The sequence below is a fragment of the Nocardioides thalensis genome (assembly GCF_013410655.1).
Lineage (GTDB): Bacteria > Actinomycetota > Actinomycetes > Propionibacteriales > Nocardioidaceae > Nocardioides > Nocardioides thalensis.
Genome location: NZ_JACCFP010000001.1, coordinates 51,841 through 68,946 on the forward strand (window position 1 = coordinate 51,841; position 17,106 = coordinate 68,946).

At 72.3% G+C, this 17,106-nt stretch carries 14 protein-coding genes; 6 read left to right on the plus strand and 8 right to left on the minus strand.

The window, feature by feature from the left end:
• Nucleotides 1-135: 135 nt before the first annotated feature.
• The 5 genes from HNR19_RS00240 to HNR19_RS00260 are packed head-to-tail and all read left to right on the plus strand — an operon-like array spanning nt 136 to nt 7,718.
• Entirely contained in the window at nt 136-2,184 is a 2,049-nt protein-coding gene (locus tag HNR19_RS00240) for a molybdopterin oxidoreductase family protein (protein WP_179666008.1), read from the plus strand.
• The gene (locus HNR19_RS00245) at nt 2,181-3,653 is read left to right on the plus strand and encodes an FAD-dependent oxidoreductase (protein WP_343046976.1); all 1,473 of its coding nucleotides are present in this window, start codon (nt 2,181-2,183) and stop codon (nt 3,651-3,653) included. The genes HNR19_RS00240 and HNR19_RS00245 overlap by 4 nt, the downstream gene beginning before the upstream one ends.
• The gene (nirB, locus tag HNR19_RS00250; RefSeq protein ID WP_179666009.1) at nt 3,653-6,220 is read left to right on the plus strand and encodes a nitrite reductase large subunit NirB; all 2,568 of its coding nucleotides are present in this window, start codon (nt 3,653-3,655) and stop codon (nt 6,218-6,220) included. Before HNR19_RS00245 ends, nirB begins: the two co-directional genes overlap by 1 nt.
• Entirely contained in the window at nt 6,217-6,609 is a 393-nt protein-coding gene (gene nirD / locus HNR19_RS00255; RefSeq protein ID WP_179666010.1) for a nitrite reductase small subunit NirD, read from the plus strand. Before nirB ends, nirD begins: the two co-directional genes overlap by 4 nt.
• The gene (locus HNR19_RS00260; protein ID WP_179666011.1) at nt 6,606-7,718 is read left to right on the plus strand and encodes a uroporphyrinogen-III synthase; all 1,113 of its coding nucleotides are present in this window, start codon (nt 6,606-6,608) and stop codon (nt 7,716-7,718) included. Before nirD ends, HNR19_RS00260 begins: the two co-directional genes overlap by 4 nt.
• Before the next feature lie 7 nt (nt 7,719-7,725).
• Here the strand turns inward: HNR19_RS00260 and HNR19_RS22425 are convergent, their stop codons facing one another.
• Complete coding sequence (locus tag HNR19_RS22425; RefSeq protein ID WP_179666012.1) at nt 7,726-8,418, minus strand: DUF305 domain-containing protein; 693 nt, start codon at nt 8,416-8,418, stop codon at nt 7,726-7,728.
• 94 nt (nt 8,419-8,512) lie between these two features.
• Here HNR19_RS22425 and HNR19_RS00270 point away from each other — a divergent pair, with 94 nt between their 5' ends.
• Nucleotides 8,513-10,057 (plus strand): LVIVD repeat-containing protein, encoded by a 1,545-nt coding sequence (locus HNR19_RS00270; RefSeq protein WP_179666013.1) that lies wholly within the window; start codon nt 8,513-8,515, stop codon nt 10,055-10,057.
• An 81-nt stretch (nt 10,058-10,138) separates the two neighbouring features.
• Here the strand turns inward: HNR19_RS00270 and HNR19_RS00275 are convergent, their stop codons facing one another.
• The 7 genes from HNR19_RS00275 to HNR19_RS00305 all read right to left on the minus strand — a co-directional run bounded on the left by HNR19_RS00275 (nt 10,139) and on the right by HNR19_RS00305 (nt 17,073).
• Entirely contained in the window at nt 10,139-10,606 is a 468-nt protein-coding gene (locus tag HNR19_RS00275) for a calcium-binding protein (protein ID WP_179666014.1), read from the minus strand.
• Nucleotides 10,607-10,746: 140 nt separating this feature from the next.
• Nucleotides 10,747-12,204, minus strand: coding sequence for a protein adenylyltransferase SelO (locus HNR19_RS00280; protein WP_179666015.1), 1,458 nt, complete (start codon nt 12,202-12,204; stop codon nt 10,747-10,749).
• 43 nt (nt 12,205-12,247) lie between these two features.
• Nucleotides 12,248-13,756, minus strand: coding sequence for a sodium/solute symporter (locus tag HNR19_RS00285; RefSeq protein ID WP_179666016.1), 1,509 nt, complete (start codon nt 13,754-13,756; stop codon nt 12,248-12,250).
• The gene (locus HNR19_RS00290; protein ID WP_179666017.1) at nt 13,753-14,145 is read right to left on the minus strand and encodes a hypothetical protein; all 393 of its coding nucleotides are present in this window, start codon (nt 14,143-14,145) and stop codon (nt 13,753-13,755) included. The genes HNR19_RS00285 and HNR19_RS00290 overlap by 4 nt, the downstream gene beginning before the upstream one ends.
• The gene (locus tag HNR19_RS00295; protein WP_179666018.1) at nt 14,142-14,885 is read right to left on the minus strand and encodes a LytR/AlgR family response regulator transcription factor; all 744 of its coding nucleotides are present in this window, start codon (nt 14,883-14,885) and stop codon (nt 14,142-14,144) included. The genes HNR19_RS00290 and HNR19_RS00295 overlap by 4 nt, the downstream gene beginning before the upstream one ends.
• Nucleotides 14,882-16,036, minus strand: a complete 1,155-nt coding sequence (locus HNR19_RS00300; protein WP_179666019.1) for a sensor histidine kinase — start codon at nt 16,034-16,036, stop codon at nt 14,882-14,884. The genes HNR19_RS00295 and HNR19_RS00300 overlap by 4 nt, the downstream gene beginning before the upstream one ends.
• Nucleotides 16,037-16,143: 107 nt before the next feature.
• Nucleotides 16,144-17,073, minus strand: coding sequence for a class I SAM-dependent methyltransferase (locus tag HNR19_RS00305; RefSeq protein WP_179666020.1), 930 nt, complete (start codon nt 17,071-17,073; stop codon nt 16,144-16,146).
• Between the last annotated feature and the right edge of the window lie 33 nt (nt 17,074-17,106).

Genomic DNA, 17,106 nt, shown 5'->3' on the forward strand with positions numbered 1-17,106 from the left:
TCGGGCAACCAACCGTGCCGGTTCGGCGCGCCGACCGTGCCGGTCGGCGGCGACGTGAGGTTGTGAGGACAAGTTGACGTCCTCGTTGACAACGACGAAGCAGGGGCGAAACGCCCGCGACATGGAATAGGTGCCATGACCGAGACGCACTGTCCCTACTGCAGCCTGCAGTGCGGCATGCGCCTCCAGCAGAAGGGGCGCGGCGCGCTCGAGGTGCTGCCGTGGGACGAGTTCCCGGTCAACGAGGGCGGCCTCTGCCGCAAGGGCTGGACGGCCGCCGGGCTGCGGGGCAGCCGGGAGCGGCTGACCACGCCGATGGTCAAGGACCGCGGGACCGGCGAGCTGCGGGCTGCCGGGTGGGACGAGGCGCTCGACCTCGTCGCGGCGCGGATCCGGGGGCTCCAGGACGCGCACGGCAAGGACGCGATCGGCGTCTTCGGCGGCGGCGGGCTGACGAACGAGAAGGCCTACCAGCTCGGCAAGTTCGCCCGGGTCGCGCTCGGCACCTCCCAGATCGACTACAACGGGCGCTGGTGCATGTCGTCCGCGGCGAGCGCCGGCAACCAGGCGTTCGGGGTCGACCGCGGCCTGCCGTTCCCGCTCGCCGACGTCGAGCAGTCCGACCTCGTCGTGCTGGTCGGCTCCAACCTGGCCGAGACCATGCCGCCCGCGGCGCGCCACCTCGACCGGCTGCGCGAGCGCGGCGGCCGGCTCGTCGTGATCGACCCGCGGCTCACCTCGACCGCGGAGCGCGCCGACCTCTTCCTCCAGCCCGTCCCGGGCACCGACCTCGCGCTCGCCCTCGGCGTGCTGCACCTCCTCGATGCCCAGGGCGCGATCGACGACGACTACGTCGCCGCGCGCACCACCGGCTGGGAGGACGTACGGCGCAGCGTCGCCGCGTGGTGGCCCGAGCGCGTGGAGCGGGTCACCGGCGTGAGCACCGCCGAGCTGCGGCACCTCGTCGACCTCCTCGTCGAGGCCGACCGGGCGATGGTCCTGACCGCGCGCGGGGCCGAGCAGCACGCGCAGGGCACCGCCACCGTGCTGTCGTGGATCAACGTCGCGCTCGCGCTCGGGCTGCCGGGCAGGCCGTTCTCCGGCTACGGCTGCCTCACCGGCCAGGGCAACGGGCAGGGCGGCCGCGAGCACGGCCAGAAGGCCGACCAGCTGCCGGGTTATCGGATGATCGACGACCCCGCGGCCCGCGACCACGTCGCCCGCGTCTGGGGCGTCGACGCGGCCTCGCTGCCCGGCAAGGGGCGGTCGGCGTACGAGCTGCTCGACGCGCTCGGCACCCCGACAGGGCCGAAGGCGCTGCTCGTGCTCGGCTCCAACATCGTCGTGTCCGCGCCGCGCGCGAGCCACGTGACCGAGCGCCTCGAGGCGCTCGACCTGCTCGTCGTGTGCGACATCGTGATGTCCGAGACCGCCGCGCTGGCCGACGTCGTGCTGCCCGTGACGCAGTGGGCCGAGGAGCGCGGCACCATGACCAACCTCGAGGGCCGGGTCATCCTCCGGGAGCAGGCCGTGGCCGCCCCCGACGGCGTCCGCAGCGACCTCGACGTGATCGCCGGCCTCGCCGAGCGGCTCGGGTCGCCGGTGCCGTTCTCGACCGAGCCGGAGGAGATCTTCGCCGAGCTCGGCCGGGCGTCGGCCGGCGGCAAGGCCGACTACGCGGGCATCACCTACGACCGGATCCGCGACGAGAAGGGCGTCTTCTGGCCGTGCCCCACCCCGGGGCACCCCGGCACGCCGCGGATGTTCGCGGACTCCTTCCCCACGCCCGACGGGCTCGCGCGCTTCCTTGTCCAGCAGTTCGCCGGCGCCGCCGAGCAGCCCGACGACGCCTACCCGCTGCACCTCACGACCGGCCGGGTGCTCGCGCAGTACCAGTCCGGCGCGCAGACCCGCCGCATCAAGGACCTCCCGGACACCGGCGCCTTCGTGGAGCTGCACCCGATGCTCGCCGCGCGGGTCGGCGCCCACGACGGCGACCCGGTCGTCGTGCGCACCCGCCGCGGCGAGCTGAAGGCGCCCGCCCGCGTGGTCACCACGATCCGCCCCGACACGGTTTTCGTGCCGTTCCACTGGGTCGGCGCCAACCGCCTCACCAACGACGCGCTCGACCCGTCCAGCCGGATGCCGGAGTTCAAGGTGTGCGCCGCGGAGGTGACGACGTGAGCCGCAAGCGGATCGTGATCGTCGGCTCCGGCATGGCCACCACCCGGCTCGTCGAGGAGCTGGTGGCCCGCGGTGCCCACGAGACGCACCACATCACCGTCCTCGGCGACGAGGCCGCGGCGCCGTACAACCGGATCCTGCTGTCCGCCGTGCTCGAGGGCACCCACCGGCCCGAGGCGATCACCCTGCGTGGCGAGGAGTGGTACGCCGAGCACGGCATCGACCTGCGGCTCGGCAGCCGCGTCCTCCAGATCGACCGCGACCACTCCGACGTGATGCTCGTCGACGGCACGCTGGTCGAGTACGACGCGCTCGTGCTCGCGACCGGCAGCATCCCCACCCTGCCGCCGATCCGCGGCCTGGTGCGGATGGACGGCTCGCTGCACGAGGCCGTGCACGCGTTCCGCAGCCTTGCTGACTGCGAGCGACTGCTGGACGCCATCGATCCCTCTCGGTGGTCGAGTGCCGGCGGTGAGGAGCGAGCGGCCGGTGTGTCGCGACCCCGCCGCGCGGTCGTCGTGGGCGGCGGCCTGCTCGGGCTCCAGGTGGCGCGGGCGCTCGGTGCCCGCGGCCTCGACACCGAGATCGTCGAGGGCGCCGACCACCTGCTGCACCAGCAGCTCGGCCGGGCGGCCGGCAGGATCCTCGCCCGCGACCTGAAGAAGCTCGGCGTCGCGGTCTACACCGGCGCCAGGGCTGTCCGTCTCGAGGACGCCGGCGGACGCGTGAACCTGAGGCTCGACAACGGGTTCACGCTCGACACCGACCTGGTGGTCCTCACCGCCGGCGGCCGCCCGTCGACCGCGCTCGCCCGGCAGGCCGGGCTCGAGGTCCGGCGCGGGGTCGTCGTCGACGACCGGCTCGCGAGCGTGACCGACGAGCGCGTGTTCGCGATCGGCGACTGCGCCGAGCACGAGGGCCGGGTCACCGGCTTCGTGCCGCCGGCCTGGGAGCAGGCGTCCGTGCTGGCGGGCGTCCTCAGCGACGAGCCCATGAAGTACGACGGCAGCCGCATCGTCGCGCGGCTCCGCGCCACGGGGCTCGACGTCGCCGTGCTCGGCGACCCCGAGCGGGAGACGCTCGACGGCGGCGACGTCGTCGAGATGTCCAACCCCGTGCGCGGCTCCCACCGCAAGCTGGTCGTCCGCGACGGCCGCATCGTCGCCGGCGCGTTCGTCGGCGACCTCCACCGGATCGGCCTGGTCACCCAGCACTACGACCGGCAGACGGTGCTCGGCCCGACCGAGCCCGGCGACCTGCTCCTGGTCGAGCGATCCGCCCAGCCCGTGCAGCTCCCCGACGACGCGGAGGTCTGCAACTGCGCCGGTGTCACCGCCGGCGCGATCAGGGCCTACTCCTCCTACGAGCAGGCCCGCGAGACGACACGCGCGACCACCGGATGCGGTGGCTGCGCCTCGACCGTCCGCCAGCTCCTGGCCGAACGGTCCGCCCTGGAAGGGATCAAGTGATGGCACCGCACCTCCGCAAGCAGCTCGTCGTCGTCGGCCACGGCATGGTCGGCCACCAGTTCGTGGAGTCCGCGATCTCGCGCGGCCTCACCGAGACCTACGACATCACCGTCATCGGTGAGGAGCCGCGGCCGGCGTACGACCGCGTGGCGCTGACCTCGTTCTTCGAGGCGGGCGCCGACGCGCTCAGCTTCCTGCCCTCGGGGAGGTACGACGACCCGCGGGTCACGCTGCGGCTGGGCACCGAGGTCGTCGCGATCTCGCCGCGGCACCGGATCGTGACGCTGGCGACGGGCGAGGACCTGCACTACGACGAGCTGGTGCTCGCCACCGGCGCGGCGCCGTTCGTGCCGCCCGTGCCCGGCGCCGACCTCGGCAACGTGTTCGTCTACCGGACGATCGAGGACCTCGAGGCGATCCGCGATGCCTCGAAGAAGGCGAAGGTCGGCGCCGTGATCGGCGGCGGCCTGCTCGGGCTGGAGGCGGCCAACGCGCTGCACCAGCTGGGCGTCGAGACCCACGTCGTCGAGCTCGCCCCGCGCCTCATGGCCGTGCAGATCGACGACCTGGGCGGCAAGACGCTCAACCAGCACATCAACAAGCTCGGCCTCACCGTGCACACCGGTGCGATGACCCAGTCACTCCTGGGTGACAAGAAGGGTCGGGTCGACAAGCTGGCGCTCAAGGACCGCAACCCGCTCGACGTCGACATCGTCGTGTTCTCGGCGGGCATCCGGCCCCGCGACGCCCTGGCCCGGGCCGCCGGGCTCGACGTCGCCGAGCGCGGTGGCGTGCTGGTCGACGGGACCCTCCGGACCTCCGACGAGCACATCTGGGCGATCGGCGAGTGCGCCGCGGTGCAGGGCCGGATGTACGGCCTGGTGGCGCCCGGCTACGACATGGCCGAGGTCGTCGTCGACCGGCTCCTGGCGGGCGACGGCGAGTTCACCGGCGCCGACATGTCCACCAAGCTCAAGCTCCTCGGCGTCGACGTCGCCTCGTTCGGCGACGCCCACGGCGAGACCGAGGGCGCGCTCGAGCTGACCTACCAGGACGCCGTCTCCGGCGTCTACAAGAAGCTCGTCATCAGCGAGGACGGCAAGCGGCTGCTCGGCGGCGTGCTGGTCGGCGACGCCGAGGCCTACGGCATCCTGCGACCGATGGTGAGCTCGGGCATGGAGCTCCCCGACAACCCGGAGGAGCTGATCCTCCCCGCCTCGCGCGGCGGGCTGGAGCTCGACATGCCCGACGAGATGCAGGTGTGCTCCTGCAACGACGTCACGAAGGCGCAGATCAAGGACGCCGTCGCCGACGGGTCCGAGCTCAACGACGGCAGCCCGTGCACCGACGCCGTCTGCGTCACCAAGCACACCCGCGCCGGCGCGACCTGCGGGTCCTGCAAGCCGGTCGTCAAGAAGATCGTCGAGGACTACTTCGCCGCGACCGGCAAGACCGTCGACAGGTCGCTCTGCGAGCACTTCCCGATGACCCGGCAGGAGCTGTTCGAGGTCATCGCCGTGCACGGCTACAACCGGTTCGACGACGTGGTCGCCGGCCACGGCCGCGGCCGGGGCTGCGACATCTGCAAGCCGACGGTCGCCTCGATCCTGGCGAGCCTGCTCAACCACCACGTGCTCGACGGCTCCAACAAGGTGCTCCAGGACACCAACGACGCCTACCTCGCCAACCTCCAGAAGAACGGCACCTACTCGGTGGTGCCGCGCATCCCGGGCGGCGAGATCACGCCCGACAAGCTGATCGTGATCGGGGAGGTGGCCCGCGACTTCGGGCTCTACACCAAGATCACCGGAGGCCAGCGGATCGACCTCTTCGGTGCCCGGATGGAGGACCTGCCGGCGATCTGGAAGCGGCTCGTCGACGCCGGCATGGAGTCCGGCCACGCCTACGGAAAGTCCCTGCGCACCGTGAAGTCCTGCGTCGGCTCGACCTGGTGCCGCTACGGCGTGCAGGACTCGGTGGGCATGGCGATCGAGCTGGAGCTGCGCTACCGCGGCCTGCGCTCCCCGCACAAGCTCAAGGGCGGCGTCAGCGGCTGCGCCCGCGAGTGCGCCGAGGCCCGCAGCAAGGACTTCGGGATCATCGCCACGGAGAAGGGCTGGAACCTCTACGTCTGCGGCAACGGCGGCGCCATCCCGGCGCACGCGCAGCTGCTCGCCGGCGACCTCACCAAGGACGAGCTGATCCGCTACCTCGACCGGTTCCTCATGTACTACATCCGCACCGCCGACAGGCTGCAGCGGACGTCGTACTGGATGGACGCGATCGGCGGGCTCGACCGGATCCGCGAGGTCGTCGTCGACGACGCGCTGGGCCTGGGTGCCGAGCTCGAGGCGGCGATGGCGCAGCACGTCGACTCCTACTTCGACGAGTGGAAGGCCACCATCGAGGACCCGGAGAAGATGGCGCGGTTCGTGTCCTTCGTCAACGCACCCGGCACGCCCGACCCCAACATCTCCTTCCGCGAGGAGCGCGGCCAGATCCAGGCAGACCTCACCGACGGCCCCGTGTCGCTCGGTGCGACGATTCCGGTGGGAGGCCCGGCATGAGCACGACGACCGACATGAACGACGTGAGCGCCGGCACGGCGTACGAGACCGTCTGCCGGCTGGACCAGATCGACCGGGAGGGCGGCGTCACCGCGCTCGTCCGCGGCGAGGCCGTCGCGGTCTTCCGGACGTACGACGACCGCGTCTTCGCGTTGTCCAACTACGACCCGTTCGGGCGGGCCTCCGTGCTCTCCCGCGGGATCGTCGGCACGAAGACGGTCGGCGAGGAGGAGGTGCCGTTCGTCGCGAGCCCGCTGCTCAAGCAGCCGTTCGACCTCCGCACCGGCGCCTGTCTCGACGACCCGGCCGTGATCGTGCCCACCTACGAGGTGCGGGTCGACGACGGAGTTGTCGAAGTGGGCCCGAAGCGCGAGACAATCGAGCCGTGAGCGACCTCCCCCTGTCCGGCTTCAGGATCGGGGTGACCGCCGCGCGTCGCGCGGAGGAGCAGATCGCGCTCCTGGAGCGACGCGGCGCCGAGGTGGTCCACGCCCCCGCGCTGTCCGTCGACCCCAACCAGATCGACGAGGAGCAGCTGAGGGCCGCCACCGAGGCGGTGCTCCGCCAGGACGTCGACATCTTCCTCGCCACCACCGGCATCGGCATGAAGTCGTGGTTCCAGGCCGCCGAGCGGTGGGGACTCCTCGACGACCTGCTCGCCGTGCTCGGCAGCGCCGAGATCCTGGCGCGAGGGCCGAAGAGCGTCGGTGCGTTGCGCCGCTTCGGCCTCCGCGAGCTCTGGACCCCCGAGTCCGAGGAGTTCGAGGACGTGCTCGGCCACCTCCGCGGCCGCGACCTCACCGGCCAGCGGATCGTGGTCCAGGAGCACGGCCAGTCGCTGTCGATGGCGGCGCACGCGCTGCGCCGCCTCGGCGCCGAGGTCACCACGGTCACGGTCTACCGCGTCGTGACGGCCGAGGACGTCGAGCCGATGTTCGACCTGGTGGAGCAGGTCGCCGAGCGGCGTGTGCACGCGGTGACGTTCACCGCGGCGCCCGCGGTCGGGGCGTTGATGGAGGCGGCCGCCTCGGTCGGTCGCCGCGACGAGCTGATCACCGCCTTCCAGGCCGACGTGGTCGCGTCGTGCGTCGGGCCCGTCACGGCCGCCGCGTTCGAGATGTGGGGCGTCCCGTCGGTCTACCCGGAGCGGTCGCGCCTGGCCGCGATGGTCAAGCAGCTCGAGGTCGAGCTCCCGTCGCGGGCGACCGGCACCTCGCTCGAGGTCGCCGGCCACACCCTGCTGCTGCACGGCGACGAGGTGCTGCTCGACGGCGCCGAGATCAAGCTGTCGCCGGCGCCGTACGCGGTGCTGCAGGCGCTGCTCGTCAACCCCGGCAACGTGGTCTCGCGCCGGGACCTGCTCGCCGCCCTGCCGTCGGGCACGGCCGGCTCCGAGCACGCCGTCGAGATGGCCGTCGCCCGGCTGCGCGCCGCGATCGGCACCCGGTGCGTGCAGACGGTCGTCAAGCGCGGCTACCGCCTGGCGGTCGCGCCCTGACCGCTGGTCAGAGCCCCCGAAGCAGCTCCCGCATCCGGCCGATCTCGGCGCCCTGACCGATGACGATGTCGTTGGCGATCTCGGTGACCTGGACGTCGGTGCCGCCGGTCGCGACGGCGTCGGCCATGGCGATCGCGCCCTCGTGGTGCTGGATCATCCCGGTCAGGAACAGGCGGTCGAACTCGCGACCGCTCGCTGCGCGCAGTTCGCGCATCTGCGCAGCGGTCAGCATGCCGTGCATGGTGTCGTGACCGTGCTCGCCGTGGTCGTAGTCGGCCGGGTCGTCGGTGGCCTTCGGTACGGCGACGCCGCGGTCGGTGAGCCACGCGGCCATGGTGATGATCTCCGGGCGCTGCGCGGCGAGGATCCGGCGGGCCATGGCCTTCACCTCCGGCGAGGATGCCCTGCTGGGCGCGAGCTTCGACATGGCGAGCGCCTGCGCGTGGTGGGGGATCATCATCTGCATGAAGGCCACGTCGTCGTGGGCGGCACCGCCCTGATCGACGGTCTCGTCGGCCCCGACCGTGGAGGCATCCTCGCCGGGCGCCCCGGGCTGGATGACCTTCGGGGACGAGCTGTCCGCCTGGGGCTCGTCGCGCTCTGCCTCGGGGTCCGTGCATCCGCCGAGCACCAGCGACAGGGCGCAGACCGTGGACGCGAGGGCGAGGAGGGCAGGGGACGACGAGCGGGAACGAGACACCGAGAAGCTCCTCGAAAGGGGGTTGTGCGGAAACTCCACCTTAGGCGAGAGTCATCAAGCGGTTTTCTCCATCCAACCTTTCTCGGGAGTGAACATGGCGATCCCTGTCCCGCTGCGCCTGCGCAGCCTCGGCGTCACCACGCTGGGTGTGCTGGCCCTCGGACTCTCAGCAACGCTGCCCGCCGTCGCGCACGACGACGACCACGGCGACAAGAGCGACCAGAACGCGTCAGCGTGTCCGCCCGGCCTGCAGAAGCGCGCGGCCGAGCGAGCCGGTGACAACTTCGCAGACGCGTGCCTGCCCGGCCAGGACTTCGCGGCCCTCGACGACAGCGCGGCGACGCTGGCGCCGGGCGAGATCGAGAAGAGCCCCAACATCGAGCTGATCGCGAACATCCCCAAGTCGGGACCGTTCGCGCCCGAGGCGGCGTTCAACTCCGACCTCGCGTTCCAGGGCGACTACGCGTTCCAGGGCAACTACAACGGACTCGCGGTCTTCGACATCACCAAGCCGCACAAGCCGCGGATGGTCACCCAGGTGCTCTGCCCCGGCTCGCAGAACGACATCTCGGTGTACGGCGACCTGCTGGTGCTCAGCGTCGACTCCAGCCGCAGCAACGAGACGTGCGACAACGTGCCGCAGTCCGCGGAGATCAAGGAGTCGTGGGAGGGCATCCGGGTCTTCGACATCAGCGACCCGACCGCCCCGGAGTACGTCTCCGCGGTCGAGACCAAGTGTGGGTCGCACACGCACACGCTGGCCCCGTCGAAGGACGGCCGCGCCGTCTACGCGTACGTGTCGTCGTACGCGCCGAACCCGAAGCACCCCGACTGCCAGCCGCCCCACGACCTGATCAGCGTGGTGAAGGTGCCTCTGTCGTCGCCGGAGGAGGCGGCGGTCGTCAACGAGCCGGTGCTGTTCCCTGCCGAGGGCGACATCGCCGGCGGCAACCCGGCGGGCAACTACTCCCGCGAGACCGTGGGCTGCCACGACCTGACGGCCTACGCGGCCAAGGACGTCATGGCGGGTGCGTGCATGGGTGACGGCGTGCTGATCGACATCTCCGACCGCGAGAACCCCGCGGTCACCGAGTGGGTCCGCGACACCGAGAACTTCGCGTTCTGGCACTCGGCCACGTTCAACAACGCCGCCACCAAGGTCGTCTTCACCGACGAGCTCGGCGGCGGCAGTGGCCCGACCTGCAACCCGACGATCGGTCAGACCAAGGGCGCCGACGCCATCTACGACATCGTCGACGGGCAGCTGGAGTTCCGCTCCTACTTCAAGATCCCGCGGACCCAGGCCAACACCGAGAACTGCGTCGCCCACAACGGCTCGCTGATCCCGGTCAAGGGCCGCGACATCATGGTGCAGGCGTGGTACCAGGGCGGCATCTCGGTGTGGGACTTCACCGACTCCGCCAACCCGAAGGAGATCGCCTACTTCGACCGCGGTCCGCTCTCGACCGAGCGGCTGATCGTGGGTGGCTCGTGGTCGGCGTATTGGTACAACGGCCACATCTACTCCAGCGACATCCAGAAGGGCTTCGACGTGTTCAAGGTCAACGACCCGCGCGTCGCCCCCGCCCTGAAGGTGCGCATGGACGAGTTGAACGTCCAGTCGCAGACGTCGTACTGAGCGCACGCTCGCACCGGAGCCCTCGCCGATCGGCGGGGGCTCCGGTGCGTTGCCGCGTGCCGACCGGAGCCGCTCGAGGACTCAGAGCAGGTCCCATTCCTCGCAGCTGCGGAACACGTCGTTGTCGTCGAGGTCCGAGTAGTGAACGGTGTCGGTGCCGCGGCCGCACTTGATCAGGTCGGGCTCACCGTCGGCGAAGATGTAGACATCGTCCGCGCCGCGGGCGCCGAGCACGATGTCGTTGCCGTAGCCCGGCTGGAGGTTGTCGCGACCCGCCCCTCCGTAGAGGTCGTCGTTGCCGGCGTCGCCCCACAGCGTGTCGTTGCCGACGTGCCCGAACAGGTGGTCCCAGCCGTCGTTGCCGCCGAATGCGTCGCCGCTGCCATAGCCGTAGACCCAGTCGTCCTCGGATCCGCCCTCGAAGCGGTCGACGCCGGACCCGCCGTGGAACTCCTCGGCGTGCGCAGCGGTGGTGGCAGCGGCGACGAGCGCCGTCGTGGTGACGGCGACGAAGGTGCTGCGGATCAGCGTGGCGGTGTTGATGAACATGGTCTTCCTCCTGGGAGCAACGGTCCCCCGATGGGACCTGGTGCCGGAAGACTCGCCCTAAGGCGCCGCCGGGGACATTGGGTGATGTCCCCACCTTTTCGGCGCCACCTCCCTACCGGGCAGCGCTCGATCGGGGAGGGTCAGGTGCCGCAGAACGTCTGGTAGCGCCCGAAGTCGTCGGGTGCCGGCTCGGCGTACCGCTCCAGTCCGGGCCGCGGCGTGAAGGGCCGTGTCACCGCGTCCAGGAGCCGCCCGAGCGGGGCCAGGTCGTCGGCGACGGCGGCCGCCAGCGCCTCCTCGACCAGGTGGTTGGCGGGGACGTAGTGCGGGTTCACCGCGGCCATGGCGTCGGCGTCGGGGTGATGTGCGCGCCAGCGGGCGAGCCAGTCGTCGATCGCAGCGAGGTCGAGGAACATCCCGCGCACCGGCTCGGACTCGCCGCGCGCGGCGGAGCCCAGGCGCCGCCAGAACGCGGTGTGGTCGACGTGGCTGGCCTGGAGCAGCGGCAGCAGCTCGTCGACCAGGCCGTCGGCGGCCGGCGCGTCCGCCCGGGCCAGCCCGAGCTTGGCGCGCATGCCCGCCGACCACGCGGCGCCGTACGCCGGCCGGAACTCGCCGAGCACCTCGGTCGCGATCGCGACCGCGCGCTCAAGGTCCGGGTGCAGGAGGGGGAGCAGCGCCTCGCCGAACCTGGCCAGGTTCCACTCGGCGGCCAGCGGCTGGTTGCCGTAGGAGTAGCGGCCGCCGTGGTCGATCGAGCTGAAGACGGTGGCGGGGTCGAAGGCGCCCAGGAACGCGCACGGCCCGTAGTCGATCGTCTCGCCGGAGATCGTCATGTTGTCGGTGTTCATGACGCCGTGGACGAAGCCGACCAGCATCCAGCGGGCGACGAGGTCGGCCTGCGCGGCGACCACCGAGCGGTAGAGCGCGACGTAGGGCTCCGGATCGCCGGCCGCCGCCGGGTGGTGGCGCGCGATCGCGTGGTCGGCGAGCCGGCGCAGCAGGGCGTCGTCGCGGGTCGCCCGCACCAGCTGGAACGTCCCCACCCGGAGGTGGCTGCCGGCGACCCGGGCCAGCACCGCGCCGGGGAGGGCTGTCTCGCGCTGGACGTGCCGGCCGGTCGCGACCACGGCCAGCGAGCGGGTCGTCGGGATGCCCAGCGCGTGCATGGCCTCGCTGACGACGTACTCGCGGAGCATCGGGCCCACCGCGGCCCGGCCGTCGCCGCCGCGGGCGAACGGCGTCCGTCCCGAGCCCTTCAGGTGGAGGTCGTGCAGCCTGCCGTCCCGACCGGTCAGCTCGCCGAGGAGGAGCGCGCGGCCGTCGCCGAGCCGGGCGAACCCGCCGAACTGGTGGCCGGCGTAGGCCTGCGCCACCGGCTTCGCGTCGGGCGGGAGCCGGTTGCCCGTCAGCAGCCCGACGCCGGCCTCGGTCCGCAACCACTCCGGGTCGAGGCCGAGCTCCTCGGCCAGCGGCTCGTTGAGGACCAGCAGCCGCGGCGCCGGCGGCTCCTCCGCCTGCCAGGGCGCGGCCAGCTCCTCGAGCTCGGTCGCGAACTGCGCACGGAGGAGGCCGGTGCCGGGAGGGGCGGTGGTCATGCTTCGAGCGTACGGATGCGACCGGCACGGATCGCCTCCGTGCTCAGCGCCGCTCCATCTCCAGCGCCTCCGGCGTGTGCAGCCGCACGAGGAAGCGACGGGCGTGGGCGGGCGCCCTGCTCGCGGTGAGCCGCGAGACCACCACCATCACCGCGAACGCCAGCGGGATGCTCCACGCCGCAGGCTGGGCGAGGAGCGCGCCGATCCACCCGTCGGGGTGCACCCCGGCGAGCGTGAGCACCGCGGCGCCTCCCGCGCCGAGGCCGCCCGCGCCGAGCCCGGCGATCGCGCCGGCGTCGGTCAGGCCGTGCCACCAGATGCCGAGCACCAGCAGGGGGCAGAACGTCGAGGCGGCGACCGCGAAGGCCAGACCCACCGACACCGCCACGCCGAGGTTCGGCACCGCGAGCGACACCGCCACCGGGATCACGACCGCGACCACGGCCGACAGCCGCCATGCGCTGACGCCCGCACCCTTGGCGGGCAGCAGCCGCGGCGTGACGTCCTGGGTCAGCACGCCGGAGACGGCGATCGCCAGCCCCGACGCGGTCGACAGGAACGCCGCGAACGCGCCGGCGGTCACCAGCCCGGTCAGGATCTCTCCGCCGGCACCCGACAGCATCAGTCGGGGCAGCTCGAGGACCACGACCTCCGACCGGTTGTCGCGCACGAGCTCCTCGCCGTAGATGCGGCCGAGCCCGGCGTACACCGGCGGCCAGAGGTAGAAGAGGCCGAGCAGGGCGAGCACCACGAGCGTCGTACGGCGCGCGCCGTGGCCGTCGGGGTTGGTGTAGAACCGCACGACCACGTGCGGCAGCCCCATGGTGCCGAGGAACGTGGCGAGGATCAGCGAGTACGTCGTGTAGAGGCCGATCGAGCCGTCGCCCGCGACCGGGACCGACCAGCCGCCGGACGCGGTGCCGGCCGGCCGGCCGTCGTCCCACCAGACCGCGAGCAGCACCATCGCGGGGACGAGCAGCGCGGTCAGCTTCAGCCAGTACTGGAAGGCCTGGACGAACGTGATCGACCGCATCCCTCCCGACGCGACGTTGACGAGCACGACGGTGCCGACGATGACCGGTCCCGCCCACTCGGGTGCGCCGATCGTCGCCTCGAGCGTGATGCCGGCGCCCTCGAACTGAGGCAGCAGGTAGAGCCAGCCGACGCCGACGACGAGGAGCGAGCACGCCGACCGGGCCACCGCGGACCCGAGCCGTGCCTCGGCGAAGTCGGGGAGCGTGTAGGCGCCGGACCGGCGCAGGGGGGCGGCGACGAGGACCAGCAGGACGAGGTAGCCGGCGGTCCAGCCGACGGGATACCAGAGCATCTCCGCGCCGCCCACGAGCAGCAGGCCGGCGACGCCGAGGAACGAGGCGGCGGAGAGGTACTCCCCGCCGATGGCGGACGCGTTGAGCCGCGGGTTGACGGTGCGGGACGCGACGAAGAAGTCGCTCGTGGTGCGGGAGAACCGCAGCCCCCAGGTGCCGATGCCGAGCGTGACCGCGGTGACCAGGAGGACCGCGATCACACCGGGCACGGAGTCGGTGCTCATGCGTCGGGCTCCCGGTCCGGGACGTCGACCAGGAGGTCGGCGAAGTCGCGCTCGTTGCGCTCGACGAGCCGGACGTAGCGCCAGCCGAGGAAGAGCAGGAACGGGTAGACCGCACCGCCGAGCAGCACCCAGGCCAGCGGGAGCCCGAACGGGTGCAGGTCGCCGAGGTCGGGCACCAGCCGGAACAGGAGCGGGATCCCGCCGACGGTGACCGCCACGAGCAGCAGCATCCGCAGCGCGAGGAACAGCTGCTCGCGCAGCAGGGACTGCAGGTAGACGCCGCCGAGCGGGGTCTGCTCGTGGACGTCACCCAGCCGGTCGCGCGGCCGGGCCGCCGTCCGCCGCGGCGGCCCGGTCACCCGCACCCGCTGCGGCCGGTCCTCGCTCACGACGAGCCGCTCCGCGCGCGCCGAACGAGCACGTCGCGAAGCTCGCGGCTGTGGCGCCGGCTGACAGGCAGCTCGGTGCCCGCCACGACCACGCTGGTGCGCCCGGCCTCGGTGCGCACCTCGGTGACGTGCGCCAGCGCGACGAGCAGTGACCGGTGGATGCGATGGAAGCCGGCGGGGCGCCAGTCGTCCTCGAGCGTGGAGAGCGGGATTCGCACCAGGTAGGACTCGCCGCTCGCGGTGTGCAGCCGGGCGTAGTCGCCCTGCGCCTCGACGTGGGAGATGTCGCCGCGGTCGACGAAGCGGGTGACGCCGCCGCGCTCGACGGCGATCTGGGTGTCCGCCGGCGGCGGCCGGCGGTCGCTGCCCTGGACGACCCGGCGGATCGCCTCCGCGAGCCGCTCCGCGCGCACCGGCTTGAGCACGTAGTCGACGGCGTGGAGGTCGAACGCCTCGACGGCGTGCTCCTCGTGCGCGGTCACGAAGACCACGGGCGGCGGCTCCTTGAAGTTGCCGAGCACCTCGGCCAGCTCGAGCCCGTTGAGTCCGGGCATCTGGATGTCGAGCAGCACGCAGTCGACGTCCTTCTCGCGCAGCAGCCGCAGGCCCTCTGTAGCCGACGTGCACGGGATGACCTCGCCGACCCGGTCGTCCCGGTCGAGGAGGTAGGCGAGCTCGTCGAGCGCCGGCTGCTCGTCGTCGACGACGAGCACCCGCAGCGGCCGGTTGTCGCCGGTCATGCCGGCGTCCCGACCGAGACGCCGGGGGCGAACTTGGGCACGCGTACGACGACCCTCGTCCCCGCGCCCGGTGCCGTCTCCACGACGAGACCGTAGTCGTCGCCGAAGGTCGCACGCAGCCGGGAGTCCACGTTTCCGAGCCCGACGGAGTCCATCCCCTTGTCGCCGGCCAGCGCGCGCCGTACGACCTCGGGGTCCTCGCCGACGCCGTCGTCCTCGACCTCGACGACGCACTCGTGGCCGCGGTCGAACGCCGCGATCCGCAGGTGGCCGGAGCGGCCGGGGGCGGACTCGAGGCCGTGGCGGACGGCGTTCTCGACGAGCGGCTGGATGCAGAGGAACGGTACGGCGACCGGGAGCACCTCGGGCGCGACGTTGAGCGTGACGCGGAGCCGGTCGCCGAAACGCGCCTGCTCGAGCAGGAGGTAGCGCTCGATGGAGCGCAGCTCGTCGGCGAGGGTCGTGAACTCGCCGTGCCGGCGGAACGAGTAGCGGGTGAAGTCGGCGAACTCCAGCAGCAGCTCGCGGGCCCGGTCGGGGTCGGTGCGGACGAAGCTGGCGATCGCGCCGAGGGAGTTGTAGACGAAGTGCGGGCTGATCTGGGCCCGCAGCGCGCGGACCTCGGCCTCCATCAGCCGCCGGCGGCTGGCGTCGAGCTCGGCGAGCTCGAGCTGGCCGGACACCCACTGCGCCACCTCGTCGGTCGCCCGCACCAGGCCCGCGGTCGCGTCGGTCGCGTAGGCCTGCACCGTGCCGACGACGCGGTCCTCGACGACGAGCGGGCTGACCACGGCGGTGCGCACCGGGCAGCTCGGCACCGAGCACGGCAGCTGGTCGCGGTCGACGGTGCGGGTGGTGCCGCTCTGCGCCGTGTCACCGCTGACGAGGGCGGCCGCCAGCGCGGCCGACTGGTCGAGGTGGTGGTTGCCGAGGCCGTCCCAGGCGAGCGTGGTCGCGGTGTCGGTGAGCGCCAGCGCGGGCGTGCCGAGCAGGGTGCGCAGGTGCTTGATCGCCCGCTCCGCGCTGTCGGTGGTCAGCCCCTCGCGGAGGGCCGGTGAGGCGAGCGACGCCTGGTGCAGGGCGCGGAAGGTCGCCCGATCGGCCTCGGTCCCGAGGTGGCCCGGACGCCACCGGCGCAGCCAGCGCACCATGGGCGAACTCTAGGCGAGTAAGCGAGCGACAGCACCGGGCGAGGAACGAGCCCGAAGGGCTGGCCGCGAGCGCGCGAGCCAGCCGCGCCAGCGGCTAAGGATGCGGATCAGCGGAAGTCGATGAGCAGCACGCCGGAGTCGTCGTCGGTCGGCGGCTCGGTGATCGCGACGGTGTCCTCGCCGTACGGCACCTCGGCGGCCGGGCCGTCGAGGGCGGGTGCCTCGACGTCGCTGCCGTCGGGCGCCGGGTCGGCCGCGGCCGGCGTACGGGCCTCGGTCTTCGGCCGGATGCCGACCACGGCGCGGTAGCACTCCACGACGTAGGGCAGCTGCATGCCGTCCATGCCGCGGCCGTAGTCGTCGTAGAAGGCGAGCACCTCGCGGAGCTTGGCCTCGCGCTCCTCCGGCTGGAGGGTGGCGACGTTGGAGCGGGACAGCACGAGGTGGCGGATCGACTCGCGGTCGACGACCTGCCACTGCTTGAACGACTCGGACTCGACCGGGCCGAAGTAGGGCGACGACTCGAGCGCATCGTCGATACCGCCGCCGACGGTGTCCTGCCGGCCGATGATCCGCCCGAAGCGCTTGACCCACGGGATCCGCTCGTCGCGGGTGTTCCAGACCAGGGAGAGGCTGCCGCCGCGCTTGAGCACGCGGGCGATCTCGGGCAGCGCCTTGTCCTTGTCGAACCAGTGGTAGGACTGGCCCGCGATCACCAGGTCGTAGGACGCGTCGGCGGCGGGGATGTCCTCGGCCGAGGTCTGGGAGAGCCGGGCGACCGGCACGTTCTGAGCGAGCCGGTCGAGCATCGCCGGGTCGGGATCGGTGGCGTGCACGTCGTGGCCCAGCTCGACGAGCGCCGCGGTCAGCTTGCCGGTGCCCGCGCCGAGCTCGAGGATCGACAGCGGGTCGTCGCCGGTCAGCCAGCGGACGGCGTCGAGCGGATAGCCCGGACGTCCGCGCTCGTAGGCGTCGACCACGCTCCCGAAGGACAGGGCGGGGGTCGGTGCGGTCGGGCTGGTGTCGTCGGTAGGCATCGCAGGTTCACGGTAGCCGCTCGGTAACGTTCC

Bases quoted from the DNA above. Each gene is read 5' to 3' on its own strand.
- HNR19_RS00240 (WP_179666008.1), top strand. From the start codon at position 136: ATGACCGAGACGCACTGTCCCTACTGCAGCCTGCAGTGCGGCATGCGC.
- nirB (WP_179666009.1), top strand. From the start codon at position 3,653: ATGGCACCGCACCTCCGCAAGCAGCTCGTCGTCGTCGGCCACGGCATG.
- nirD (WP_179666010.1), top strand. From the start codon at position 6,217: ATGAGCACGACGACCGACATGAACGACGTGAGCGCCGGCACGGCGTAC.
- HNR19_RS00270 (WP_179666013.1), top strand. From the start codon at position 8,513: ATGGCGATCCCTGTCCCGCTGCGCCTGCGCAGCCTCGGCGTCACCACG.
- HNR19_RS00275 (WP_179666014.1), bottom strand. From the start codon at position 10,606: ATGTTCATCAACACCGCCACGCTGATCCGCAGCACCTTCGTCGCCGTC.
- HNR19_RS00280 (WP_179666015.1), bottom strand. From the start codon at position 12,204: ATGACCACCGCCCCTCCCGGCACCGGCCTCCTCCGTGCGCAGTTCGCG.
- HNR19_RS00285 (WP_179666016.1), bottom strand. From the start codon at position 13,756: ATGAGCACCGACTCCGTGCCCGGTGTGATCGCGGTCCTCCTGGTCACC.
- HNR19_RS00295 (WP_179666018.1), bottom strand. From the start codon at position 14,885: ATGACCGGCGACAACCGGCCGCTGCGGGTGCTCGTCGTCGACGACGAG.
- HNR19_RS00300 (WP_179666019.1), bottom strand. From the start codon at position 16,036: ATGGTGCGCTGGCTGCGCCGGTGGCGTCCGGGCCACCTCGGGACCGAG.
- HNR19_RS00305 (WP_179666020.1), bottom strand. From the start codon at position 17,073: ATGCCTACCGACGACACCAGCCCGACCGCACCGACCCCCGCCCTGTCC.